Annotated in this window: 21 protein-coding genes; 16 read left to right on the plus strand and 5 right to left on the minus strand. The window is 60.1% G+C overall.

Features of this window, described 5'->3' with window-relative positions; all coding sequences use genetic code 11:
* The 10 genes from OO730_RS11415 (at position 1) to OO730_RS11460 (ending at position 12,415) form a co-directional block, all read left to right on the plus strand.
* Positions 1-903 carry a glycosyltransferase gene (locus tag OO730_RS11415; RefSeq protein ID WP_264981589.1) on the plus strand — a complete coding sequence of 301 codons (903 nt, stop codon included), beginning with the start codon at positions 1-3 and terminating at the stop codon, positions 901-903.
* Complete coding sequence (locus OO730_RS11420) at positions 900-2,156, plus strand: glycosyltransferase family 4 protein (protein ID WP_264981590.1); 1,257 nt, start codon at positions 900-902, stop codon at positions 2,154-2,156. Before OO730_RS11415 ends, OO730_RS11420 begins: the two co-directional genes overlap by 4 nt.
* 2 nt (positions 2,157-2,158) lie before the next feature.
* Entirely contained in the window at positions 2,159-3,946 is a 1,788-nt protein-coding gene (gene asnB / locus OO730_RS11425) for an asparagine synthase (glutamine-hydrolyzing) (RefSeq protein WP_264981591.1), read from the plus strand.
* Positions 3,947-4,157: 211 nt separating this feature from the next.
* A complete protein-coding gene (locus tag OO730_RS11430; protein ID WP_264981592.1) occupies positions 4,158-4,832 on the plus strand; it encodes an acylneuraminate cytidylyltransferase family protein in 675 nt (224 codons plus the stop codon).
* The gene (locus OO730_RS11435) at positions 4,822-6,081 is read left to right on the plus strand and encodes a hypothetical protein (RefSeq protein WP_264981593.1); all 1,260 of its coding nucleotides are present in this window, start codon (positions 4,822-4,824) and stop codon (positions 6,079-6,081) included. The genes OO730_RS11430 and OO730_RS11435 overlap by 11 nt, the downstream gene beginning before the upstream one ends.
* 9 nt (positions 6,082-6,090) lie before the next feature.
* Complete coding sequence (locus tag OO730_RS11440) at positions 6,091-7,059, plus strand: hypothetical protein (protein ID WP_264981594.1); 969 nt, start codon at positions 6,091-6,093, stop codon at positions 7,057-7,059.
* Positions 7,056-8,651 (plus strand): B12-binding domain-containing radical SAM protein, encoded by a 1,596-nt coding sequence (locus tag OO730_RS11445; protein ID WP_264981595.1) that lies wholly within the window; start codon positions 7,056-7,058, stop codon positions 8,649-8,651. The genes OO730_RS11440 and OO730_RS11445 overlap by 4 nt, the downstream gene beginning before the upstream one ends.
* 35 nt (positions 8,652-8,686) lie before the next feature.
* A complete protein-coding gene (locus OO730_RS11450) occupies positions 8,687-10,150 on the plus strand; it encodes a hypothetical protein (protein WP_264981596.1) in 1,464 nt (487 codons plus the stop codon).
* A 240-nt stretch (positions 10,151-10,390) separates the two neighbouring features.
* Positions 10,391-11,416 (plus strand): hypothetical protein, encoded by a 1,026-nt coding sequence (locus tag OO730_RS11455; protein ID WP_264981597.1) that lies wholly within the window; start codon positions 10,391-10,393, stop codon positions 11,414-11,416.
* Positions 11,417-11,470: 54 nt separating this feature from the next.
* Positions 11,471-12,415: a sulfotransferase gene (locus tag OO730_RS11460; protein WP_264981598.1), complete on the plus strand. Its 945-nt coding sequence runs from the start codon at positions 11,471-11,473 to the stop codon at positions 12,413-12,415.
* Positions 12,416-12,421: 6 nt separating this feature from the next.
* Here the strand turns inward: OO730_RS11460 and OO730_RS11465 are convergent, their stop codons facing one another.
* The 4 genes from OO730_RS11465 to OO730_RS11480 form a co-directional block, all read right to left on the minus strand.
* Entirely contained in the window at positions 12,422-13,912 is a 1,491-nt protein-coding gene (locus OO730_RS11465; RefSeq protein WP_264981599.1) for a hypothetical protein, read from the minus strand.
* 106 nt (positions 13,913-14,018) lie between these two features.
* The gene (locus tag OO730_RS11470; RefSeq protein ID WP_264981600.1) at positions 14,019-14,813 is read right to left on the minus strand and encodes a class I SAM-dependent methyltransferase; all 795 of its coding nucleotides are present in this window, start codon (positions 14,811-14,813) and stop codon (positions 14,019-14,021) included.
* Positions 14,814-14,833: 20 nt separating this feature from the next.
* Positions 14,834-16,012: a hypothetical protein gene (locus tag OO730_RS11475; RefSeq protein ID WP_264981601.1), complete on the minus strand. Its 1,179-nt coding sequence runs from the start codon at positions 16,010-16,012 to the stop codon at positions 14,834-14,836.
* Positions 16,009-16,740, minus strand: a complete 732-nt coding sequence (locus OO730_RS11480; protein ID WP_264981602.1) for a polysaccharide deacetylase WbmS family protein — start codon at positions 16,738-16,740, stop codon at positions 16,009-16,011. Before OO730_RS11480 ends, OO730_RS11475 begins: the two co-directional genes overlap by 4 nt.
* Positions 16,741-17,053: 313 nt before the next feature.
* Between OO730_RS11480 and OO730_RS11485 the strand changes: the two genes are divergently transcribed.
* The 6 genes from OO730_RS11485 to OO730_RS11510 all read left to right on the plus strand — a co-directional run bounded on the left by OO730_RS11485 (position 17,054) and on the right by OO730_RS11510 (position 24,557).
* Positions 17,054-18,067, plus strand: coding sequence for a GNAT family N-acetyltransferase (locus OO730_RS11485; RefSeq protein WP_264981603.1), 1,014 nt, complete (start codon positions 17,054-17,056; stop codon positions 18,065-18,067).
* Between the two features lie 145 nt (positions 18,068-18,212).
* On the plus strand, positions 18,213-20,078 hold the full coding sequence (gene asnB / locus OO730_RS11490) for an asparagine synthase (glutamine-hydrolyzing) (protein ID WP_264981604.1): 1,866 nt from the start codon (positions 18,213-18,215) through the stop codon (positions 20,076-20,078).
* A 15-nt stretch (positions 20,079-20,093) separates the two neighbouring features.
* The gene (locus OO730_RS11495) at positions 20,094-21,107 is read left to right on the plus strand and encodes a pyruvate kinase (RefSeq protein ID WP_264981605.1); all 1,014 of its coding nucleotides are present in this window, start codon (positions 20,094-20,096) and stop codon (positions 21,105-21,107) included.
* The gene (locus OO730_RS11500; RefSeq protein WP_264981606.1) at positions 21,107-21,649 is read left to right on the plus strand and encodes an adenylyl-sulfate kinase; all 543 of its coding nucleotides are present in this window, start codon (positions 21,107-21,109) and stop codon (positions 21,647-21,649) included. The genes OO730_RS11495 and OO730_RS11500 overlap by 1 nt, the downstream gene beginning before the upstream one ends.
* Positions 21,650-21,662: 13 nt before the next feature.
* On the plus strand, positions 21,663-23,513 hold the full coding sequence (gene asnB / locus OO730_RS11505; RefSeq protein WP_264981607.1) for an asparagine synthase (glutamine-hydrolyzing): 1,851 nt from the start codon (positions 21,663-21,665) through the stop codon (positions 23,511-23,513).
* A 63-nt stretch (positions 23,514-23,576) separates the two neighbouring features.
* On the plus strand, positions 23,577-24,557 hold the full coding sequence (locus OO730_RS11510; protein WP_264981608.1) for a class I SAM-dependent methyltransferase: 981 nt from the start codon (positions 23,577-23,579) through the stop codon (positions 24,555-24,557).
* 186 nt (positions 24,558-24,743) lie between these two features.
* Here OO730_RS11510 and OO730_RS11515 read toward each other — a convergent pair whose 3' ends face one another.
* A complete protein-coding gene (locus OO730_RS11515) occupies positions 24,744-25,952 on the minus strand; it encodes an NAD-dependent epimerase/dehydratase family protein (protein ID WP_264981609.1) in 1,209 nt (402 codons plus the stop codon).
* Positions 25,953-25,990 lie beyond the last annotated feature (38 nt).

The following is a 25,990-nucleotide window of genomic DNA, read 5'->3' on the forward strand; positions in this document are numbered from 1 at the left end:
ATGCGCACGGTGAAATTGCTCATTCCCTACGACGTCGAGGGCTGGGCCTGGTGGCACAAGGCCCAGGCCGTCAAGCGGCTGGCGCATCCCCCCGTTGCGGTGGATGTGGTCCGGTTCGGGCAACCATTGGACCATCGGGATTTCGACTATGTGCTCCCCTTCGGCCACTACATGCTGTCCGGGCTTGCCGCCGTGCCCCCGGAAAAGATTCTGCTCGGCTCGTCGAGCAACCTGCCGGAGTATCTCGACAAGACGGCGGAAGCGCTGCGCACCGGAAAGTGCCGGGCCTTATTCGCCAATTCCCTCATGGGCTATGAAGCCCTCAAGCCTGCGGGCCGCGTTTTTCTCTGCCAGAACGGCGTGGACGCCGATCTGTTTCATCCCGTCGGCCAGCCCCCTGCCGAGTTGACCTGCTGCTGGGTGGGGAACCCCAATTCCGAGGGGTTGAAGGGTTTTGATCTCATCGAAGAGGCCTGCCGCAAGACGGGCGCTGTCCTGCGCCACGTCGCCTGTGACGCCACCAAGGGCGACGAGACGGGCATAATTTCCCAGTCGGATATTCGCGATCGGGTCTATCGTCAGGCCCATGCCTACATCTGCGCTTCCGCCAACGAGGCCACGCCCAATCCTGCCCTGGAGGCCCTGGCCTGCGGTCTGCCGGTGATCACCACCGCCGTGGGCAACATGCCGGAAATCATCGAGGACGGGGTGAACGGGTTCTTCGTGGACCGGAGCGTGGACTCCATTGCAAAGGCCATTGAGAGGCTCCGCCGGGCGGACTGGTCCGCCATGAGCCGGGCCGCCAGGGCGAGCATCGAGAACGGCTGGACCTGGGAGCACAAGGTCCGCAACTACGAGAACATGGCGTTCGAGCTGGCGGGCGAGGACGGTTTGCTGCCATGACCCGACGCCCGCTGACCATCCTTTCCGTGGGCCATGCCGACAGTCCGCAGTATCGGGAGCGGACGGCGCGGTTCGTCGGCCTGGGGCACGACGTGGTGGAGCTGACCGGATCGAAAAGCGTGGTTTCGGGGGCGCGGGCGATCATCCCGCGCGGGGTGCCTGCAGGCAGGTGCTGGCGGCTCATCGGGCTGTCCCGGATCATCCATTGCCTGAAGACGGTGCGTGGCCTGTCGCCGGACCTGGTTTTCGTCCATTACGCCAAAGGGCTGTGGGGCTGGACGGCCCCGCTTTTCGGCGCGCCCGTGGCCGTCAGCGTCATGGGTGGCGACGTCCTGTTCGACGAGCAGGGGACGGCCAATGCGTGGAACCGGGCGGCCACGAAAGGGCTGCTGGAAAACGCGGCCCTGGTCCTGTGCAAGTCCGACTACCTGGCGCAGCGGGTCAGGGCGCTCCCGGTGGCCGGACAGGTGGAGACCCATGCCTGGGGCATCGACACCGACGTCTTTTCCATCGGTTCCGGCGAGGAATTCCGGCGTGAGCACGCCATTCCCGACGACTCCCCGGTGGTCTTCAGCCCCAGGGCCATGGAGCCGCTCTACAACACTCGACTGGTGGTCCGGGCGTTCGCCGCTTCCGGCATGGCCGGGGAGGGCGCGCGGCTCGTGCTGTCCACCTACAAGGCGGACGCCGCCTACCGGGCGGAGGTGGAGCGGGACTGCCTGGACGCGGGTCTCGGCGACAGCGTGATCTTTTTGCCGCCCCAGGACGACCGCGGCATGGCCGGGGCCTTCCGCGCGGCGGACGTGGTGGTGTCGGTCCCGTCCTCGGACGGGTTGCCACAGACGTTTTTCGAGAGCACGGCCTGCGGCGCCCCGCTGGTCATGGCCGACCTGCCCAACTACGGGCACTATTTTTCCCATGGCCGGGACGTCTGGCTCACACCTGCGGAGTCGTCCGCCGTGGCCCGGGGGATCGGGGCCGTCTGTCGCGATGCCGAGTTGCGCCGGTCCCTTGTCCGGGGCGCACGGGAAACCATGACCCGCCTGAGTCTCGGCGGCGGGGATCAGGTCCTCGACCAGCGGCTCGGTCAGGCGGCGCAGGGAGAGACGGCCTCCCTCGGCGCGAAGGTGCGTCAATCCGTGCGGGTGCTGGGCGCGCTCGTCACGGGAGAGGCCACGGCGCGCACCGGCCAGCCGGTCTGCCGGACCTTCGGCGAGTATTTCCGATCCCTTCATGCCAAGGCGGGGTGGTAGCCATGTGCGGCATTGCCGGATTCTGCCATCTCGACGCCGGGCGTCAGGCCGGGGTTTCCCTTGTCCGGACCATGAACGAGGCCATGCGCCATCGCGGGCCCGATGCCTCGGACACCTTCACGGACGGTCCGGTGGGGCTGGGCCATGGACGGCTCAAGATCCTCGACCTGAGCGATGCGGCCAACCAGCCCATGCGCGGCGCGTCCGGCAGCGTCATCGTCTACAACGGCGAGTGCTACAATTATCTCGAACTCAAGCGCGAGCTGGAAGGGCTGGGCCATGTGTTCAGGACGACTTCCGACACCGAGGTCGTGCTGGCCATGTACGAGCAGTACGGGAAGACGTTTGCGGGCAGGCTGCGGGGCATGTTTGCACTGGCCGTCTGGGACCCGCGCCGCAGGGAGCTGGTGCTGGTCAGGGACCGCATGGGCATCAAGCCCCTGTACTATTCCCTTGCGGATGAAACCGTGTCCTTTGCCTCGGAACTCAAGGGCATGCTCGCCCTGCCCTGGGTATCTCGGGACATCGATCTCGACGCCCTGGGCCGCTATTTCCGCCTTTACTCCATTCCGGACCCGCTATCCGTCATCAAGGACGTGCGCAGGCTGGCCCCCGGCCACATGCTCACGGTCCGGGACGGCAAGGTGCGTGAGGAGCAGTGGTGGACCCTGGCTGATGTTGAGACCGTTGATACGGACATGGAGACTGCGGCAGCCGGACTGCTGGAGGGGATCGAGGACGCCGTTGCCTCCCACCTCGTCTCGGATGTGCCCGTGGGCATCGCCCTGAGCGGCGGGATCGACTCGTCGGGCCTGGCCGCGCTGGCCGCGCGCAATGCGGGCGAGCCGCTGCACACCTTTTCCGTGGCCGTTCCGGGCTCCGAGCACGACGAGGGGGCCATGGCCGCCGAGTATGCCGAGGTCCTGGGAACGATTCACCATGAGATACAATTTTCAGACGTCACGCCCGGCCTGCTCGAGCGATTCGTTCGGTTCGCGGACGAGCCGTTCGCCATCAGCTCCGGCCTGGGACTGTTCCGGGTGGCCGAGGAGGCATCGCGCTGCGGTGTCAAGGTGCTGCTCACTGGCGACGGCGGCGACGAGCTTTTCGGAGGCTACCTTTGGCGGCACGGTGCGCCGGTGCCCGAGTCGAACCGGGCCGAGGCGTATGCCCGGTCCATGTGGCACAACGGCGACATGACGCTTGGGGAAATTCTTCTTCCCGGGGCCAAGGAGGCGCTCGGCGACGGCGGCCTTGCCCATCTGGCAATGCTCTACCGCCGCCCCGCCCTGGGCGACCCCCTGAAGCGGAGGCTGTACACGGATTCGTGCTCGACGCTGGTCAGCGAGATGCTGGCCAAGTCGGACCGCATGACCATGGCCCACGGCGTGGAGGGGCGCGTTCCGCTGCTCGACCATCATCTGGTGGAAAAGGCTTTTTCCCTGCCTTCGGCGGTCAAGCTCGTGGATGGTCAGGGCAAGGCGGTTTTGCGCAAGGCGTTGGCGACGGTCCTGCCGAGGTCCATCCTGGACCGCAGGAAGCGAGGCTTCAATGTGCCTGTGGCCAACACCTTCCGGGGGGAGACGCGGGAGTATGTCCTGGACGTCCTGTCGGATGCGGCCCGGGCGGAACGGGGATTATACCGCCCGGAGGTGGTTCGGGAACGGTTTCTCGATCCCCTGGCGCGCGGCCACGAGTTTTCCCTTGAGGAGAGCCACCGGCTGTTCGCGATCCTGGCTTTGGAAATGTGGATGAGCCATGTGGCCGTTTTTTCTTGGCATGAATTGTGAAAAGCAATGGCTGGGCGTCAAAAAAATAGTGAGTTTTGAAATCGGGCGCCATGGGGAAAACGTTCATAAGGTGAATGAAACAAAGGCTGTTCATATGCCTAAAGTCAATTGCAAGCCATGTCGATTGAGTAAATACGTGGAGGAACAGATGTCCTCCGCCATGGCCAAAACGAAAAACATTCAATAGCTGAATGAACAAGGTGTCGTGAACATGATCAAAGGTGTTGTTGCCATAATCCCTGCCCGCGGAGGGTCCAAGGGTGTTTTTTGCAAAAACATCAAGGTGCTGTCCGGGAAACCGTTGATCGCCTGGACTGTTGAACAGGCCCTCGCAAGTTCCCGTATCGACAAGGTTATTGTTTCCACGGATGACGAGGATATCGCGGCGGTGGCACAGGATTACGGTGCAGAGGTTCCGTTTATCCGGCCCCGAAAGCTGTCCGGGGACTCCGTGCCCGTGGGCGACGTTGTTCCCCACGCGATAGATTTTCTGGAACAGGCGGGTGAATTCTACAAGGCGTGGCTGTGTCTTTTGCCGAGCCATCCCTTCCGCACCCCGGACATGCTCGACAGCGCAGCCAAGGCGTTGGTGGACGATGGGTTCCGCTCCTTCGTGACCGTCCGCCCCATCGAGGTTTATCCCGGCCGCTTCCTGACCTCCCAGAACGGCGTTCTGCGTTCCGTGTTGTCCAAGGACGACGATGAGGCAACGGTCTATTACAGGAATTACGGCCTGGTCTTCGGCAAGTCGTTGAGCCGGGGGCTGGGGCCCAGCTACATGTATCCCGTGGTCGAAGAAGCGCATCTTGTCGATATAGATACTTTTGACGACTTTGCTCATGCCGAGCTCGTGCTCAAGGAAGGCAAATACGATTATGCTGCGTGATACCGTACAAACGGCGACCTGCCTTATGCCGCTGCTCGGCGCTCACGGGGACCATCCCGGCCTGTCGGCGGAGCGCATCTCAGCTGCGGCCGGGGAGTTTCTCGACAAGAGCGGTTCCTGGTGGAACGGCACCGCCGTAATCGGCGTGGATGAGCAAGAGACATATGACGCACTGATCGGCCTCGGACACAATGCCGTGTTGACGTCGGCAGGAAAGCGGGAAGACGGCGGATTGCCTCCGGGTTCAATGGCTCTTCTTGATGCGGTCGGGGAGATTCGTGGCCCCGTGGTCCTGGTGGATCTGTTCTCGCAGGGGGCGGACACCCTGCATGTCCTGAAGGCCTTGTCCCTGTTGCAGGAACACTCCGACGACGTGGTGGTGCCCATCCGGGAAGTCAGGGATCATCCCTGCCAGTTGAGCAGGTATTTTGTCCACCGTGGCGCCGGTTTCATGCATATCCTGGACAGGGACTACAGGGACCCCCACGGGTTGGTGGATGCGGGCGGCGTGGCCGGTCGCGCCTGCAAGCTCCCCCTTGAAGGGACACCGGGGCGGGGAACCGTTTGGGACGCCCGTTCCATTGTCGGGCCGCAGTTGGTTGAGCTGTCCCTGGAAGAGTTCCGGGAATCGTCCGACCGCATAGCGTGCGTCACCGACGGCAACGGCATGTCGCGCCTCATCTTTCATGAAGCCTCTTTCGCGAAATCCGCCGGCGGTCACAGGGTGCTGGGGACCACGGCGTTCTCAATACATTCCCCGCGGCTGCACCTCGCCGAATCCGGTCAGGGCATCCGGTTCGTCAGCGACGAGCCCGTCGGGGACGACTCCCGAGTCATCGGAATAATGAACGACGAAGGGCTTGAGACCGTCATCCCCATGCAGCGCCTCACGGACGTTCCCATGGGGCGCTTCTGCGCCGGGGAGGGGTTTCCGTTCCTGATCCTGTCGGAGATTTCGCAGGGGGGGTATGACATCGCCATGCGTTTCCAAAGCGAAAGCTCCCTGTGGGTGATCCGCAACGGAATAGTCTACAACGGCTCAAGCGGGAAGCATATCACCGGGCGGTGGGATTTCCCCGACTGCAAAGAGGTCCAGGCGATTTTTGCCGCAGGGGAAGCGCACAATCTCCCGCGCTACCACGACCTCCTCAGGATGGGCCGGGTGCGGGGCATGGACCTCGACGCGGAGTCGCCCGCCGGGAAAACGTCGGCTGCAACCGTCACCAAGCGAATGTGGGCCGCGGGTTGAGGGGCGCCAATGCATAAAATGGAAAGAATCGATATCAACAAGAGCTCTTCCGTGTTGAGCACCATCGCGTCCTCCTGCTGCAGTGTGGGAGTCCAGAGCGTGCTGGGGGATTTTTTGTCCAAGTTTGTGAACGAGGCGGGGCAAGCCACTGCATTGCCGTTCGCCATTCAGGATCGGATTGTTCTTCCCCGGGGCGAAAAAATACACAGGGCCTGCGCGGGTATTCACGGCGAGGTGTGCTGCATCTCAAACGTCAACAGCAACAAGCTGTTGGTTTGCGCCGACGGCAGGAATTGGGAAACCGTCTACCAGGCCGATGACATCATCCCTCGGATAGCACACGACGGCGAGCATTATTATTTGCCGCTCTTCAACAAGCGGATCATCGACGTCCTGGATTCAACCTTCAGGCGCGTGTCGACGATTGACCTTGCGGGCGAACCGGCCCTGGCGACCCTTTCCACGATTTGCAACGCCTCCTGCGACAAGCAGGGGAGGCTCGTGTGTTCGGGGACCGGCGATAAAGGCATTATCCATTTTTTGATAGACCGACCGAGCCATGATTATTCCGTAGTCTTGCTGGGAAAGAATATCGTCATCCGCAATGGAGACTGCATGGCAACGGATTCGAGTTATCTGCTCATTGCCCACAATCGTATTGTGGTCATTGACGGCAACTCCGATGCAGGCCGGATGCAGATCGTCAATTCGGTCCCGGTCCCGGCAAAATTCCTCACCATATTACCTTGGAAGGACCGTTATCTGGTGCCATTGATTTCCGGGGAAATCGTCTTGTACGACCTGGGTCTTTCCCTGGTCGGGCACAGTGATTTTCTTCAGAGGAACGGCATCGACGATATCGGGCTGATTCCCCTGATGGTCGATGGGGGTCGTTCCGATTCGGCGCTGCTCTACGGCCTTCAGGGAAATGATATTTACACGGTGCAATTGAACTCCAACAAAGGGGAATCAAGATGAAGCGACTCAATGTATTGTTTGTCAATCCTAAGCAATGGGCGGACGCCAAGGTGAATCCGGAAAAGGCGCTTTATCCGTACAGCATTGTTTACATAGTCAATTTCTTGAAAAAGAATGACCTGTGCGATGTGGACTACATCGACCTGACCATGGAGGATGAGTCCGTCTACTTCGAGAGGATCAAAAATGAACATTATGATCTGATCGGCATAACCGCCCTGACCACCGGGCGGCTGCATGCAATCCATGTGGTCAAGGAGACCAGGAAGGCTTCCCCGAATTCCAAGATCATCGTCGGCGGGCCCTTCTTCGGGAACAAGCCGATAGAGACCTTACACAATGTCCCCGAGGTGGATTATGTCTGCGTCGGCGAAGGAGAACACACCTCGGCCGAGCTGGTCCAGCATCTGCAGACGGGCACTCCCGCCCTGCACGACATCAATGGGCTGCTGTATTGGGAGGACGGTGAAATCCGGAAGAACGCCAGCCGCAAGTATGAAAAGAACCTGGACCTGTTCGACATCCAGGAGGACTTGATCTCCAAGCCCCACTATAAGTACCTGCATCCGCTGAAAGGGTGGGAAGACGACCCGGACAAGGGGAACGCCTACATCATCATGGCCGGGCGGGGGTGCATCAACGGGTGTATTTACTGCCTGAACAGCAGAAAGCCGTTCCGCCACCACTCGGTGGATTATCTGATCAACAAAGTCAAAGAGATTAAGAAAAAATACAATACAAGGCACATGTTCTTCGGTGACCCCTCATTTGCATCCAGCTCGAGCTACCTGCAGGAGTTCTGCGAAAGGATCATTGAAGAGAAACTCGACATCGAATGGTATTGCGAAGGCCGACCGGACATTCCGCTCGATTTGCTCGAGCTCATGGCAAAGGCCGGGTGCATCAGCTACGACTTCGCCATGGAGACCGGCTCCGAAAGGGTCATGAAGAAGCTTCGTCGGCGGACCGACCTGGATATGATCGTCAACTTTGCGAAGAAGCTCAATGAACTGGGCGTTCGCGGTGATTTCTTCACCATGATGTCGATGCCGGATGAAAGGGGGAAAGACCTTTTCAAGACCATCACCTACATTGCCAAGCTGAACAGGCTCGGGTTCAAGACCACTCTCGCTCCGTTCTTTATCGTTCCGGGTACCAAGCTGGAAGAGATCGCCATAGAAAGAGGGCAGCTGGCCAAGGATTTCTCCTGGTTTGATGAGACCTACTCATGCGATCATCACCACATCCATGAAGCGAAAAAGCACATTCCCCACTATCTTGAATACTTCGATTCCTACGACTTGAAGAAATTGGCCGGGTTCCATCTGGCCATGCAGGATTTCATCACCAGGGAGCCCCGGGTCAGAAAGCTGAGGTATTCCTTCCTGGGCACCATCTCCCACGTCACCCGCTTCTTCCTGAAGGAAGCCGAGTGGAACGACTTCAAGTATGTTTTCGACGTGTTGTCGCTGTCGGCAAAGATGTACACCTGGTTCTGGCTCTGGAAGCTGAGAAAGCCCTACTATGACTACCTGGAAAGAAAGAACTCGGTGGTCGAGCCGGTTGCCGAAGCGTGCTGCGAGCATGAATAACTACAAAGCTGAATGGTGATAGGAGGTATGGTCTCATGAGTAAAAAGGTAATTGTCGTTGATGCCGGCAGGCGTAAATTCTTCCCTGCCGACTCCCTCTATACGATCAGCTCCGTCAAGGATCAGGTCGATATGGACCAGGTCTCCATTTATCGCCTTTTCGAAGCGGGTGATCTTGCGCTCATACTGGACGAACTCGGCAGCGTCGGCGACGATGAAGCTGTCCTGTTCCTGTGGGTTTATGAAAAGTTCTACCCGGTTGAAATGCAGAGCATGCTGCAGGAGCTGATCGATACGGCGAACAGCATGGCCAAGGTGACGATAGCCATGGGCGGCATTCATCCCACCCTGGCCAGGGATCTTCTTCTGGGGGACACCCGGATCGACTACGTCATCGCCGGATGGCCCTGGTCGGCGTCCTCCGAGTGGCTGGACGGGGGGAAGCAATCCACCCCGAAGCTGCTGGTCGCGGCAAAGGACGGTGGACTGCCCGATCACCTCAAGCTGAAGGACGCTTTTTCGAGGATAAAAAACATCAAGAGCTGCGTCATGACCACCGCGACCGGGGAAATCTATTTCAACTACCGGTCCACATACATGTGCAAAAATGGTTGCGCGTTTTGCCACGCGACGCATTTTCTCAAGCACTTTGGCGGCTTGATTGAAAAAAGTGACGAGCGCATTCAGGAGGAGCTGCTTTTCCTGAAGGACGCCATCGGCACGGACAAGGTCTACCTTTCGAGCTACGTCTGCGACAAGAGAACCATTGACAGTCTCAACAGGGCCGGGATGAAGGTCGAAAACCAGTACAGCCTCATGGTCAAGGACATTACCCCGGAATTGCTCGACATGTTCAAGGGCCTTGGCGCGGAGTGCGTGTTCATCGGCCTGGAGAATCTGCAGACCCCGGTCCAGAAGCGTGTGGGCAAGCACTTCGAAATCGATCATTTTGAGAAAGCGCTCAGGGACGGCGACGCCATAGGCATGATGTTCGAAGGCAACATCATGGTCGGCCTGAATTCGATTCTCGGCCAGCCGTCCACATCCGAAGACATCGTCAGGGACATCCGTTCGGTCATTCCCCAGTACAGAAGGTACAGGAATCTGCGGGTGCTGTTGCGGCCGTTCATGCCGTTTGTCGGCACCCCGCTCGGCGACAAGCTGTGGGAGAATACCGGGAGACTGGATAATGTCGGTTACTGGGACTATATCAAGCTCGGCTTCTCGGTTGCCCGGGGGCACGGAGTTCCGGAAGGCCTGCCCATCCCCCCCGCGTATGCCGACCTGGAAGCGTTCGAAACGATCAAAACCTACTACAAATCCTTCGAGCAGTTGGTGCGGCACAGGACGAGCCTGTACAAATACCCCCCCAAGAACAAGGACAAGGCCGTCTTGTGCGACAGGATATCCGATCTGTGCTTTGACATCCTGGAAACGGGCAATGTCGATTTCGGGGATTTCCTGGAAGACGCCCTTGATGCCATGTCGCGTTGGAAATAGCCGTTTTTGAGGATGGCCGGGTGAGGCGCCTTCTCTCTCGTGTGGGGAGAGGAGAGCGTCGGGCCCGGCTGTTTTTGAGAAGCCCGGTCGGGATGACTTTTTAACCAGGAGTTGGTGATGGGCCTCCGAATACATGAAGTGCGGACCGTTCTGGATATATGCAAAGGCAGAGACATATCCGGCGGCATGACGGTGACCTTTGGGACGCAGACGATTCAGGCTTCGTATTCTGAGTTGGCCGTGGCTTTTTTTGAAAAAGGCCTGCTGCCCGCGCCCGTATCCGAAGAGGAAATGGAGTTGCTCTCGCAGGGAAGGCCGTTGAGCGCTCCGCTTGAGGGCAACATATTCCTGAAGATGATGGGAGCGGGGGAAATCGTCAACCTGGATGTGCTGCCGCACTCTCCGTTCGCGTATATTCACGACCTGGGGAAACCGATCCCGGAAGAACTCAAGGGCAAGGCCCGCTTCGTGTTCGACGGCACGACCGGCTACCATGTGATGGACAGGTGTACGGCCCTGTGCAACGCGGCCAACCTGCTGCAGGTCGGCGGGATTCTGATACACACGTTTACCATGAACCCCCTCTCCCCGACATTCAATTCCTTCAACCCGCAACTGTTGTTGCGGTTTTATGAAACCAACGGGTTCGGCAATTTCCAGCTGCATGCGGCCGACAGGGGGCACACGAACTCCGTTTACAAGGCGTGCGGCGACCTGCACCACTCCACGTACCTTCCCGACCTGACGCGGTATGTGTATATCTTTTCCGCCACCAAGGAAGAGGACGTGCCCGTGACCACGGACAGTCTGGAATGGCAGTACGAGCTGCACAGATGTGCCGGGAGTGAAGAGTCCGTTGATCCGGCGCGACTCGCAGGCAAGACCGTCGCCATATGGGGGACGGGCGGAAACTATGCAGACAATTACGCCGGATTGCCGGCTTCAAAGGATGCCGGTTTCGATTTTTGGGGATTTGTCGACGGAGACAGCGGCAAATGGGGGAGCGAGGTCGACGGCCATGTCGTGCGGGACCCGGCCTCCCTTCGTCATGCCGATGTCGATGTTGTCGTCATTGCAAGCTGGGCCCGGGAGGAGATTTTCGACGCACTGAGTTCCATCCTGCAGTCCAAGCCGGAAGTCCTGGCCAACACCTACGGGCTGTACCGGGGCTTTTTCGAACGGAAAAAACTAATCAAGACACTCCAAATGAGCAGGCTGTCGAACTCGGTCATCGAGCCGCACACACTGAAAGGGCTTGCGGGGTAGCCGGTGTGACGAGATCCTCAGCAGTGTTCCGTCCCGTTTGGATCGGAGGAATGAATGGGAAAGCATAACGACGGCGCCTTGTTCGAATCCTTGAAACTGATGAACGAGTCCCTGTCCGCAGTGCAGGAGAGGCTCTATGCCAAGGACGCGGACAAGGGCATTCCCCAGATATTCATCGTCGGGCCGCCCCGCTCCGGCAAGGTCCTGACCAACAGCATCCTGTGCCATTGCCTCGACATCGGCTACATCAACAACATCGTGAACAGATTCTGGCACGCTCCCCTGTTCGGCATATACCTGTCGAACGACGTGCTGCCGAAGGGCCGCGACATGTCGTTCTCGTCGCGGTACGGCATGACCCCGGAGGTGTGGGGGCCCGGGGAGTACCCGTATTTCTGGTTCAGGTGGTTCGGCGGCTATGACGACCCGATCCCCGAGGACCGGATCGACTGGGAAGGTCTGTGCGGCCTTCTCAACCAGATGGGGCATGCGTTCGGGCGTCCGATCGTGCATCAGTCACTGGCGGCGTTCAACCATCTGAGGGGCATGGCCCGCCGATTGGAAAACACGTTGTTCATCCGGCTTCACAGAAACCCCGTGGACAACGCCTTGTCGATTCTGAAGATGCGCAAGGACTACCATGGAGATCGGGAAAAGTGGCACAGCGTCCGCCCGTCGAATTACGAGCAGGTCAAGGGCCGGGGCTGGGCCGGGCAGATTGCGGGACAGTTGCACGGCATCCGCACCGACCTCGACAGCCAGTTGGCGGGGCTTGAGGTCATTGATGTGGCCTATCCCGACGTGTGTGCCCGACCGGGAGACCTGGTCGACGCGGTATCGCAGTGGCTGCGCCACAGGGGATATCCGGTCGGCTCGCTGCAACCGGCTCCCGAGCCGTTCACTCCGTCCGTGTACCCCGACACCGAGGACAGGAGGCGGATACTGAGCCGCCTCGGGGAATTCTTCCCCGGCCTGGAGGATGACCAGGGACGGGACTGAGCAGGGCTATTGCTCCCCGACAACGCGGAAGAGCGCCACGTGGTCGTTTTCCAGGATCGTTTCCAATTGATCCCGGAAGGCGGCCTTGTCTTTGGTGAGCCCCAGGTACATGTCGAAGGCCCACTTCTCCGTCAGGATGTAATCCGGCCTGAAGCGTCGGCGCACTTCGGAGAAGTCTTCCGTGGGAAGCGGCAGGTGCGCCTTGAGCGCCCTGAAGTCCTCTTCGGGCATCAACTCGTATTCCTTCTCTTCACGCAGCCCTATGACCGGTTTGTTTCCCCAGAGCAGGGCGTGGTATCCCGTGTAGCCAAGGGGGAGCACCAGGCCTTCAGGTTCGTTGTTGAGCGCTGTCACGCCTTCCTTGATCTTGAGGACCTTGTCCTGGCTTGCGGACAGAAGGTGCGGCACCCTGAAAAGGCAGATGACGGTCATGGCCATGGAATAGGCCACCAGTGCCCAGAGTATGACGGGATGGTTGTGCAGGGCCATCACCGCCATGACCGTGATCGGGTACATGATGTGCTCCAGGTATCGCTCTCCCTCGCCGAGAAACATGGCGAACCGCATTTTGGTTATGACGCAGGCGGCGACGCCGCCGACAAACGCGCCGAACAGGAATCCGCCATCCGGTTTGCCCAGTGCTTCCGTGGGGGCGAAAAAGGCGAACAGCAACGGGGTGAAGCAGACCACTACGAGATGGACGGGGTATTGTTCATCCAGGCACCAGAAGAGGAATCCCTTGAGGTTCTTTGCACGGATCTTGGGCAGCCCGTGATTTTTCCATGAAGTGATGTAGTCCGCGAACTTCCGCGGGCCGAAGCCGGTGAACACGTGCTGATAGAACTTGTGATACCAGATGGAGTGCCAGATCTGGCCCCTGATGACGAGCAGGGGGTGCTTGCGGAAAAGCGCTACGGAAAGCGCGATGCTCCCGGCCATGAAAAGCAGGTACAGGGGCGTGCAGAACCAGGCCAGGGCAATGGAGATGAAGGCCAGGGTCTGGTTGCCGAATTTCGAGGTGATGATCAGCAGGGCTCCGGCCAGCATGGACCCCGCCCCCGCCAGGTATGAACCGGATGTGACGGCGATCTGAAAGAGGGCGATATGCGCCAGGTAAATGAATTCCCCCATGACTCTCGGCGTGCCCGCAAAGGATCGCGGTCCCGACCCGATTCGGACGAGGGCGGGCGAGAAGGCGAACAGGAGGGCCGTGATCAGGGGCGCGTGGTCAGGGAAAAGCGTCGGGTTGGAGGCGCTCATCCATGCGGTCATGTGGTAGACGATGAGCGTCGACAGGGCGTCGAAAAAGGCTGATGAGCCCATTTCCAGGCGATACATCCATTGTTCGGGGACCCGTGCGAGCAGGGCGTGATATGCGTACGGGTACATGAAGGGATACGGACGGTTGCGCAGGGCCGTGTCCAGGAACCGCCCGTTGTTTTTCTTGATTCTTTTTGTGTAATCGAGATGGCACAGCGTGTCGTAGCTCAGCGCCATCGGATATGTTCTGCGAATCTGGATTTTGACGAGAAAGAAAAGAATGAGGATTAGATATATCATTATGGTGTGGTGGGTAAGATGGTTGTCGCCCTGTGGCCGGTGGTCATGAGCGGGTGGCCAGAATCTCGTAGATGGCCGTCATGCCGTTGTAGCTGCCGCAGGCGAAAGGTTTCTTGTCCTTGCCGGGCAGCGTGACGGTCCCTTCCTCTCCCCATTCGATGTCCGTATATGCCCGGCCCTGGAGGGCCGACACGAGTTCATCGGGTTCGATGATTATGTCATGGCCCGGTTCTCCCGAGCCCGTGTTCCGGTATGCAAGGGTGTTGGTCAGGGCGCGGGCGGCAATGGCCTGCGGGTCGTAGCTGTCGGTCTTGTTGTGCTGTTCGCGCCACAGGTAGGCGTACCAGCCCAAGCCGTTGGCATTGACGTACAGCCTGCCCCCCTTGCCGAGGACCCGGGTGTATTCGTCAATGGCTTCGCGCCAGGGGGCAAAGGGCAATACGGAATAGGAAAAGACCGCGTCAAAGGCCGCGTCGTCGAATCCCGTAGCCGTCACGTCGCCCGTGTGCACCGAAATGTTGTCCAGGCCGAATTCCCCGGCCACCGACGACAGGAATGCGGTCCGCCCGGGATGACGGTCTACGGCCACAACCGACGTGTTGAGCAGACACAGGGCTATGGACCATTGGCCGAAGCCGCATCCCGCGTCGAGGACTGCCCTGTGATCCGCCATTCCGGCGGCGATGAGACGGTCAACGTACTTGGCCACTCCCCCGGCGAGTATGCGCTCAAGAAATTCCAGCTCCCTGGGAGCGAACAGGGATGCATGTTCGGCTGCCGCAGCAGAGGCGACGTCGTTCAGTCGGGCGTCGATTTCCTGTATTCTTTGGTGCAGCATGGCGTGGCTCTTTTTGGTGTTTACGAGGAAAAGGCATTCACGGGAGCGCTGCCGAAATGGTAGTGGGAAAACTCTTCCATGACTTGCGGATGGTCGAGGTCGGCGTGGAGCCTTGCCCATCTTCTGAGCAGGAATTCCTCTTCAATATAGCGACTGTTGCGCTCGCAGAACAGGCTTACGCCTTCACTGAAGTCCGTCCGGTCGAGACTGTCGAAGGGGCTGAAGTCGAAGCCGTCGAGCATGGACGCGATGAAGTCTTTCTCCCGGTCGTTGAATGTCATCCCGCCTGTTCCCGTCCGCTTCACCGACGCATCGCCGGAGACTGCCTTCAACGTGTTGAACGGTAGCGTCTTTCCATGTTTTTTCAGGTAGTTGTTTGGCTGAGAGCGCTCCGAATCCAGCATGGATTCGACAAACGGGACCCCCAGCCTGTCACACAGCCAGCTGACGACCAACTTCCGGTTTTTCAGCATGCTTTCAAAGTGAATGGGGATGTATGAGTCGGGAGCCTGGCCGTGGTTGATGCGGCAGGCCGCAAGACTCCAGACCCAGCGGATGAACTCCGCATGGATAATGTTGAAGCGAAGGGTCTTTTCGGTCGGGTCGCCTCGGAACCCGTCGTGGAAGAGGAGCAGGTTCTTTCTGGAGGCCAGGACATCCGGGAAGTTTCGAATGATCTGTATGAATGTCGTGTCATCCCCGAGGGCCCGCTGGAATGCTTTCGGCGAGCAGTTGAACGACATGTCCGAATCCATGAGCAGGTATTGCGCGTTCGGCGAGTAGCCGAAACCCCGCTGCTCCTTGCTGGCGTCGAAAAAGACCTGGGTGAAGGCGCTGAAGGCGGTCGGCAGCTTTTCCGGGGAAATGATTTCTTCGGGGGAGGAGAAGGTGCCGCAGAAGGCCTCCTTCATGGCCTGCGTGTCCAATACGTCCGTCTTTGACATGCTGAACGACCGGGATTCCTCCCAGCAGTCTCCGGCAAAGACGTATTGTTCCTCCGTGAAAAGATCGAACAGGTTTGCCGCAGTCTCCGGTTCGTAGCCGAATGCGGGCCAGAATCTCCTGGGGGGAAAGGGAAAGGGAATTCTGCCGGGGTAGAGCGCAAAGGCCTCGTTGGACATCAGGCTCTGGTAGACGAGGCTGTTGCCGTTCCTGGACATGCCCTGCAGCAGGATTTTCTTGGTCGGGAAAGTGCTCATTGCGGCTCTATCGATTCCGAGAGTTTTTTTGCCTCCAGGCCATGCCTGTCGAGCAGTTGGGTGAAGAGATTCATTGCGCCGGGCTTGTCCCCGGCCATGCCTGCGGCGTCGGCCTCGGACAGCTTCGGAATGTCGGTAAGGTTGAGGGCCCTGTATGCCGTTATGGAGCTCGTGTTCACGGCCAGATGTATGGGGTGGAATGCGACAACCTTCAACCCGGGGCCGTGGAGGCCGAGTCGGTCGACATCCCAGCTCAGGGGTTCGCCGGTAGCGAAATAGTCGTCCGCCCAATACATGGGGGCGCGATAGAGGGTTGTCTCGGGCGAGTAGTTGTGCGGAGTGATCCTGAGGTGCTCATGAAACGGCAGGAACACATTCGATTCGATCCGGATGCCGAAGTCCATGGCCGCCATGCGCAGAAATCGCGAGTGCTGGTACAGGCTGTGGGAACGCATGCAGACGGCCTCGGGCACAATGGCTTTCAAGTTCGAAAGCACGCTGCGCTCATCCTCCCCCTGGGTCGATCCCTGAAGGCAGTTGGGGTGAATGCCCAATTCAAAGAGATCCGGATGGCTGCGAAGGAATTCCAGCGCTTCGGAGTCGTGCGTGATGAACCAGGTCGCCCGGACCCGTTTCTCCGCCAGCAGCGTTGCGATCCGGATGACCACCCAGTCCGGAGCCCAGTCTTGATCGAGGGTTATGTAAAGTCCGTGGATGCTGGCCGTCATATGCGTTTTTTTCAGGTTGCCGGTTGGAGGTGCCGCTCCGGGCACGTGCGCCAAGTGTTATACCAATAATCGGTCGGTCGAAAGAAAATGTTTAGTCTGTGAATGATCCATGCATCTTTCATTCCAAGTTCAGGGCGTGAAGCCGCGGACGATAAGCCTTGCCATTTTTATGCAAGTTGGGAATAAATAGTCATCCTTTCCCAAAGGGATGCGGGCCGCATGTGAGCCGGTTGGGTGGTAAAGGCGAAAATGCGGTCGGCAGCCTGCAAGCAATGGAGAGCGCCATGCTTCTCCCCTCGGGCCACAGCGTCAAATGCACATAAAAATCACGAACAACGCGTCCGGCTACGACAGGTTCCTGCGGCACGTTCCCAACTGGATGCTGTACCATCATCCCCAGTGGCTTGCCTTGGTTGAGGCCGTCACCGGGGCCGACCTCAATTATGTGACCGCCGACGAGGGCGGCGAAATCGCGGCGGCGATTCCTTTTTTCGTGTCGCGGGATATGGGCGGGGGAAGCGTCATCAATTCCTCGCCATTCTTCGGCAGCGTCGGCGGCATTCTGTTCCGTGAAGGGGCGGACCCGGCCTGCGCGGGTCCCATGCTCGAGGCCCTGGACGAGTTCGCGGCGGCCCATGGCGTCGTTTCAGCCACCATTGTCACCAGCCCCCTCGACGACACGGGCGGCGCCCTGGCGGGCTGGGCTACGGAAGCGCCCCTGGCCCGGACAGCCCAGGTGACGGAGTTGCCGGCTTGTGACGAGGACCTGTTCGGATTGCTGCACAACAGCAAGCAACGGAACATCCGCAGCGCCGGGAAAAAGGGCGTGACGGTCAGGCCGGGGGGCGATGCCGATTGGCAGTGGTTCGAAGCGGTCCATCGTTCGAGCATGGCCGCGCTCAACGGGACGCCCAAGCCGCCTGCTTTTTTTGACTGCATGAAGGGATCGCTGCATGGCGGCGCGGGGTTGAAAATCCTGGTGGCGGAGCATGAGTCGGCCCCGTGCGCGGGGCTCATATACTCCACCGGCGGAATCTGCGGCGAATATCTGGTTCCCGTGTATGAACCTGAAAAGTCTTCGCTTTTCGGCCTGCAATTGCTCATTTACGAGTCCCTTCTCGACAGCCGCCGGGACGGCTGCCGCTTCTGGAACTTCGGGGGAACCTGGCCCTCGCAGGAAGGGCTGTACAGGTTCAAGAGGCAGTGGGCGGCCGTGGACCATGCCTATGAGTACCACATCAAGGTCTACCGGCCTCGGTTGTTGGAGCTGGGCGCGGACGAGATCCTGAAGTACTACCCCTGGTTTTTCTGCTATCCGTTTAATTGACTGGATTGACCCTCCGGGAGGAGCCGATGGCATACATTGTGCTTGTTTTTCCTGAGGGACATTTTTGATCGTTTAATAATTAAATGCCGAATCGGCGTTGAAGGGGCGGGCATCGCCTCCGAAAAAAGGAAGGGCTGGGCGAAAAATGTGTGGCATCTGCGGGATACTGTCCCATACGGGCATTTCCCCGACGAGACAATCGCTTGAACCCATGATGGACGCCCTGGCGCATCGAGGGCCGGACGGGGCAGGTCATTATATTGACGGTCCCATCGGTTTTGGGCATCGCCGCCTGGCCATTCTCGACCTGTCGGACGCCGGGGCCCAGCCCATGGTGAGCGCGGACCGTTCCCATGTGATCTCCTACAACGGCGAGGTCTACAATTTCCGCGAGTTGCGCCGGGAGCTGCAGGCCGAGGGCCATGCCTTCCGTTCAGCCTCGGACACCGAGGTGGTCCTGGCGGCGTACGCGGCCTGGGGGCCGGCTTGCGTCGAGCGGTTCAACGGCATGTTTGCCCTGGCCATCTGGGATACCCGCAGGCAGCGTCTGTTTCTCGCCAGGGACCGATACGGCATCAAGCCGTTGTACTACTGCACCGCCAGGGATTGTTTTGCCTTCGCCTCGGAGCAAAAGGCCTTTTTGTCTATGCCCGGTTTCGAGCGCAGCCTGGATTCCGAGGCCATGCTCGAATATTTCACCTTTCAGAATCTGTTCACGGACAGGACCTTTTTCAAGCGGGTGAAGCTCTTTCCCGCAGGCTGCCGCGGGTTTGTCTCCGCCGGGGGAACGTTGTCCGTCGAGCGTTACTGGGACTACGATTTTCAAGAGCCTGACACTCCCCTGAGCGAGGAGGAGTACATAGAGGAGTTGGACTACCTGTTCAGCCGGGCCGTGAAAAGACAGATGGTCAGCGACGTGGAGGTCTCCGCCTATTTGAGCGGGGGTATTGATTCGGGGGCGATAACCGCCTTTGCAGCGCAGGAGATTCCCTACATCAAGAGTTTTACCTGCGGGTTCGACATGCACTCGGCCACGGGCCTGGAGGTCGCTTTTGACGAGCGGGAAAAGGCGGAGCACCTGTCCTACCTGTTGAAGACCGAACACTACGAGATGGTCCTCAAGTCGGGGGATATGGAGCGTGCTCTCCCTTCCATCGCCTGGCACATGGAAGAACCCCGTGTCGGGCAAAGCTATCCGAACTACTACGCAGCGTCCCTGGCGAGCCGGTTTTGCAAGGTCGTGCTGGCCGGGACCGGCGGGGACGAGCTGTTCGGCGGCTATCCGTGGCGCTACTATCGCGCGGTCAACAACGGTTCCTTCGATGACTATATCGACAAGTACTACGTCTTCTGGCAGCGCCTGATCCCCAACCGTCAGATCAAGCGGGTTCTTTCGCCGATATGGGACGAGGTCGAACATGTCTGGACCCGGGACATCTTCGGCGACGTGTTTTCCGACAAGCAGCGCCGTCTGGGGCAGCCCAGGGATTTCATCAACCACTCCCTGTACTTTGAGGCCAAGACGTTCCTGCATGGCCTGCTGATCGTCGAAGACAAGCTCTCCATGGCGCATGGGCTCGAGACCAGGGTGCCGTTTCTCGATAACGACCTGGTCGATTTCGCCATGCGGTTGCCGGTGAGCATGAAGCTCGGCAACCTGGACGAGGTCGTCAGGATCAACGAGAACGAGGCGGGCAAGCTCAAGAAGTACTATCAGAAGACCAGGGACGGGAAGCTTCTGTTCAGGAAGACTCTTGCCCCTTACGTGCCCGAGACTGTCAGCGACGGCATCAAGCAGGGCTTTTCGGGGCCGGATGCGTCGTGGTTCAAAGGGGAAAGCATCCGCTATGTCCGGGAGACTCTTTTCAGTCGGCAGGCACTCATTTTTGATTATCTGGACAAGCGAGCCGTACAGGAGCTTGTCATGGAGCACCTGGAGGGGAAGGCCAACCGGCGCCTTTTCATCTGGTCCCTGTTGTTGGTTGAGGAATGGTTGAAACACTATGCATGACAAAAGGGTTTTCCTATGAAGAAAAAGTTGCTTGTTACCCTTGGCCCCAGTTCCATGAAGCCGGAAGTCATCGGCCAACTGGACTCTCATGACATCTATGTCTACCGGATCAACATGTCCCACACGGCCATCGACGTCCTTGAGGGGCAGCTCGATCTGATCCAGTCATCCACGGACGTGCCTGTCTGCATAGACAGCGAAGGCGCGCAGATGCGCAGCGGCTCCTCGGCCGACGGCGTGGTCGAATATGCAAAGGGCGCGCTTGTCCGCATCCCCTTCGAGCTGTGCGTCAGCGACCCGGAAACCCTGTGCCTGACCCCGGTGGGCATCGCCCGGCAATTTAATCCCGGCGACGTCCTCAAGGTCGATTTCAACATGGCGCAGTTCAAGGTCGTGGAGCAGAAGGCCGATCACTGTTTGGTGGAAGTTGTCCACAGCGGTGCGGTGGGCAACAACAAGGCCGCAGACATAAACCGTCCTGTGGAGCTTGATCCCATTACCGACAAGGACCGGCTGGCCGTGGCCCTGGGGCGCAGGATGGGGATCAGGCATTTTGCCCTCTCCTTTGCCAACACCGGCGAGGGCGTTCGCCAGATGCGCGAGCTGGCCGGACCCGAGGCGACCATCATTTCCAAGATCGAGAGCCGCGAGGCCCTGGCCAACCTCAGGGAAATCGCCCAGGCCACCGATGAAATGCTCATCGACCGGGGAGACCTTTCCCGCAGCGTCCCTCTGGATAAGATACCCTTCCTCCAGAGAAGGGTCGTTTCCATGGCGCGAATCTGGGAGAGGCCGGTCTACGTCGCCACCAACCTGCTCGAGTCCATGCTGTCGCGGGCCGAGCCGACAAGGGCCGAGGTCAACGACATCGTCTCCACCATTCTCATGGGCGGCAGCGGCCTGGTGCTGGCTGCGGAGACGGCCGTGGGCGACTACCCGGTCGAAGCGGCGGCCATGACGCGGGCCCTGATGAATCATTGTGACAAGTGGACGAACAACACCACCCTCGACGAAATTCTGGAGATGTAATGGAGGGGATCAACCAGCCGTTCGCGATCTGGATCATGGGGCCGACCTCGTCCGGCAAGACCACCCTGTCGGAGAAGCTGGTCGGGGTGTTGCGCAGCAACGATGTCCAGGTCATGCATTTTGACGGGGACGAGGTCAGGAACTTTTTCCCCGAGGACATGGGGTTCAGGCCGGAGGATCGGTTGCGGGTGGTGGACACCATATGCCACCTCGCCAACAAGTGCGTGGATGCGGGCGTCAACGTGGTCGTCTCGGCCCTGACCGCCAACGAAAACGCACGGAACCGGGCTTTTTCCTGCGTGAAGAACCTGGCGGTCGTCTACATCGACTGCCCCATAGAGACCTGCATGCAGCGCGACCCCAAGGGGCTGTACAAGAAGGCGGCTGCGGGGGAGATAGACACCCTCGCGGGGTACAACACCCCCTATGAAGCGCCCGCCCGGTACGAAATCGGCGTGGACACGTCGGTGCTGTCTCCGGACCAGGCCGTGCAGGCCATCATCGAGGGGTTGGCCGGGTGCCGCCTGAGGAACCCCGCCTAGGCGCGGCAGAGACATGTGCGGTATAGCGGGCATACTCAGGCATGGCGGGCCGCCTCCGGGAGAGCGGGAGATCGCGGCCATGACGGCGGCTCTCGACCATCGGGGGCCGGACGGTTCGGCCACGCGCGTCCGCGACCGGGTCGCCCTGGGACACACCCGGCTTTCCATCATCGATCTTTCCGATGCGGCCAGCCAGCCCATGGTGTCGGAGGACGGCAACCTGGCCCTGACCTTCAACGGCGAAATCTGCAACTACAGGGAATTGCGCCGGGAGTTGGAGCAGGCGGGCTGCCGGTTCCGCACCACATCGGACACCGAGGTCATCCTCCATGCCTATGCCCGGTGGGGCGAAGACTGTGTGGGGCGGTTCAACGGCATGTTCGCCTTCTGCATCGCCGACCATGGCGCACGCAGGTTGTTCCTGGCCCGGGACCACGCAGGCATCAAGCCGCTGTATTATCGGGTTGAAGGCGACTATTTCGCTTTCGCCTCCACTCTGGGCGCATTGCGGAAGGTGGAGGGGCCTCCGCCCCGGGGGAGCTTGCAGAGCATCGATTATTTCCTTCGCTATCAGTACATCCCGGCCCCGGACACCATTTATCATTCCGTGCACAAACTGCCGCCCGCGCACACCCTGACCGTGGAGTTCGACGGCGCGGTCCAACCGCCCGAGCGTTACTGGCGGCTCGGCTTCAACGGGGACGGGACCACCACCCAGGCCGACGTGGACAGGGTGCTGGCCGCATCGGTCGACCGGTGGATGACGGCGGATGTGCCCGTGGGCATTTTCCTGTCCGGCGGCATCGACTCGACCTGCGTGGCCTCCCTGGCCTCGCGGATGTCGGACATCCCCATGAAGGCGTTCAGCATCGGTTTCAGCGAGGCGGGGTACAGCGAGTTGGAGCACGCCGAGAAGGCGGCCCGGACGCTGGGGCTGGAATTTTTCGGGGAGGTCATCAAGGGAACCACCCTGGAAGTTCTGCCCGAGCTGGTCGAACACTACGGGGAACCCTTTGGCGACGCCTCCGCCATTCCCACCTGGCATGTGTCCAGGCTCGCGCGGGCGCACGTCAAGACCGTGCTTTCCGGGGACGGAGGGGACGAGGCGTTCGGCGGGTACGATCGATTCTTCGCGTGGGTGAACGGCGGCAGGTGGAGCCGGGCGAGACGGCGGGAGCTGGCCATGGACTTCCGTGCGGGCCGTCTCAAGTCCATGCGGGCCGTCCTGGACGGGCTGGGCTTCGGCCCCGAGGCGTGGACCCGTTTCGTCTGCTATACGTTCTATCCGCAGCGGATGAGGCTGTGGCGACCGGAGCACCGCCATCTGCCGGACACGCCGTCATCGCTTTTCGATGCGGCATACGGCCATGCGAGGAAGGCTTCGGGAATGGGTTATTGCCAATCCATGGATTTCGAGACCTACCTGCCGGGAGCCGTGCTCGCCAAGGTGGATACGGCCAGCATGTATCACGGGTTGGAAGTGCGTCCGGCCATGCTCGACAGGGAACTCCTCGAGGTGGCGGCCAAGCTGCCGGAGGAGCTGAAATACACCGGCGGCACCGTGGGCAAGGTGGCCCTGCAGCGCGTCCTTGAAAACGACTTTTCCCCGGAGTTCATCCGCCGCCGGAAACAGGGCTTCGGCATCCCGCGCGCCGACTGGACTTCGCCCGGACAGTTGGGCTGGGAGATGCTGACCGACCTGTTGCTGACCGGCAGCTCGCCGCTGTTCGACTGGCTGGAGCGCAGCGAGGTGGAGCGGCACGTCCGCATGCACGAGCAGGGACTGGACAACTCCCAGCACGTCTGGCTGCTCCTGGTGCTGGCCCTGTGGGCCGAGAAAAACAGCGACATCGTGTTTCAGTAGTGCTGCCGACTGGCGGCACGGGTTTTATCGTGGACATCTAATGGGCAAGACAAGGTACAGACCATGAGCGCACACAGCGAAATAGCCCCCTTCATCGTTCCCGGCTATAACGAGGTCGTGATCGCGGACAATCTCATCGCCGCGACCGGCCGGGAGTTTTGCGACACGCAGGAGCAGACCGCCGATGCCTTCTCCAACAAATGGAGCCGGTTCGACTACGAAGCGGACGGTTTCGAGCGTCGCGTGCAACGGCAGAAGGCGTGGTATCTCAAGCTCTACGGCTTTGAAAGCGAAGCCGGGCTGAAGGAATATCTCTCGGGCTGCCGGTTCATTCTGGATGCCGGGGCCGGCCTCGGATACAAGGCCGCGTGGTTCGCCGAGCTGTGCCCGGACGCGATCGTGGTGGCCGCCGACATCTCGGCTTCCGTGGTCAATGCGTCGAAACAGTATCGCCACCTCCCCAACCTCCTGTTTCTTCGGTGCGACATCGGCAACCTGGACATGTTTGCGGACGACGTTTTCGACTATGTCTCCTGCGATCAGGTCATACAGCACACGGCGGACCCGCATGCGACCTTCCGGGAACTGGTCCGCGTGACCAAACCCCGGAGGGACGCCTCGGTCTATGTGTACAGGAAGAAGGCGCTTCCCCGGGAGCTTCTGGACGAGTACTTCAGGGACGCGTGCAAGCAGTACAGCCATGAGGAGCTGATGGAACTGTCCCGGCAGATAACCGAACTGGGAAAAGTCCTGAGCGCCGTGGACCAGGAGGTCGAGATCCCGGACATTCCCGCTTTCGGCATTGAGGGCGGCAAAATGACCGTGCAACGGTTCCTGTATTGGAATTTCATGAAGTGCTTCTGGAACGAGGAGCTGGGCGAGGAAAACAGTCTCATGACCAACTACGACTGGTATTCACCGTCCCAGGCCTTCCGCTACTCCGAGGAGGAGTTCCGGGGCTGGATCGAGGAGGCTGGGATGGACATCGTCCACTTCCACAAGGAAAAAGCCTGCTATTCCGGACGATTCAAGAAAGTCGAATAACAGGCTTGGGCCATGATGGCGGGCGTGAATCCGCCCCGCACGAAATTGTTATTCCAAAAGGAATGAATTCTCCCCACTCAAGGCCGGACCGACGGCCGTGGCCATGCCGGTGCTGATTCGGCCCGCACGGCGCAGCGGGCGGGTTTCCCGCCGTGTCCCGCGAGGAGAGTGCGCAGGTGAAGCCGCCTAGGCGCAGGGCTCTTTCGAGCCTTTCCGGTCCACTTCCATGTCGCCGGTCCACAGGGAATCCGTGATGATCTTGGTCGTGTCGCACCGGTCCTTGTACTTTTCCGCGATACTGATGACTTCCTGCATCAACCCGTTGCCCAGGGTTGTGGGCTTGAGCCCGAGGCCGAGGAATTTGCCGTTCTCCACCTGGAGCTGGTTGACCGCGTCCTCGCGGCGCGGGTTCTTGTAGTAGCGGACCTCGGCCCCGGTCTGTTCGGCCACGATCTCGGCCAGGTCGCGCACGGTGCGGGTCTCGGTGGCCTGGTTGAATATCTGTACCCTGTCGCCGTGGGCGGGCGGGTTTTCCACGGCCAGCCGGATGCATTTGACCGTGTCGGAAATGTGGATGAAGGCGCGGGTCTGTCCGCCGCAGCCGTAGACCGTGAGCGGATGGCCGATGACGGACTGCATGAGGAAGCGGTTGAGGACCGTGCCGTAGTCGCCGTCGTAGTCGTACCGATTGATGAGGGCCTCATCCAGCATGGTCTCGGCCGTGTTGGTGCCCCAGACCACCCCCTGGTGCAGGTCGGTGATCCGCAGCCGGTCGTTCTTGTTGTAATAGTAGAACATCAGGGCGTCCTGGGTCTTGGTCATGTGGTAGACGCTGCCCGGGTTGGCCGGATAGAGGATCTCGATTTCCTGGGGGCCTTCGGACCCTTCCACCACGGCCTTGAGGTAGCCTTCGGGGATGGGCATGCCCGCAGTCCCGTAACCGTATACGCCCATGGTGCCGAGGTGGACCAGGTGGACGTCCACGCCCGATTCCACGATGGCCGCCAGCACGTTGTGGGTGGCGTTGATGTTGTTGCCCACCGTGTACCGCTTGCAGAAGCTGTTCTTCATGGAATAGGGCGCGGCCCGCTGCTCGGCGAAATGGATCATGGCGGTGGGGCGGGTCTCCTCGATCAGGGAGAGCAGCTTGTGGTACTGCACGGCCACGTCGAGGTTGACGTAATTGATCGTTTTGCCCGTCTTGTTCGCCCATGCGGCAATGCGCCGGTGGATGGGCTGGATGGGCGTGAGGGACTCGCATTCGAGTTCCACGTCAATTTTACGGCGTGAAAGATTGTCCACGATGGTGACGTCGTAGCCTGCCTGGGAAAAGCCCAGGGCCGTAGGCCAGCCGCAGAATCCGTCGCCGCCGAGAATTATGACATGTCCGTTCATTCTACCCGATTCCTCCGAAGTGGTGATGTACTTTTCGG

This window comes from Pseudodesulfovibrio portus (genome assembly GCF_026000375.1).
GTDB lineage: Bacteria > Desulfobacterota > Desulfovibrionia > Desulfovibrionales > Desulfovibrionaceae > Pseudodesulfovibrio > Pseudodesulfovibrio portus.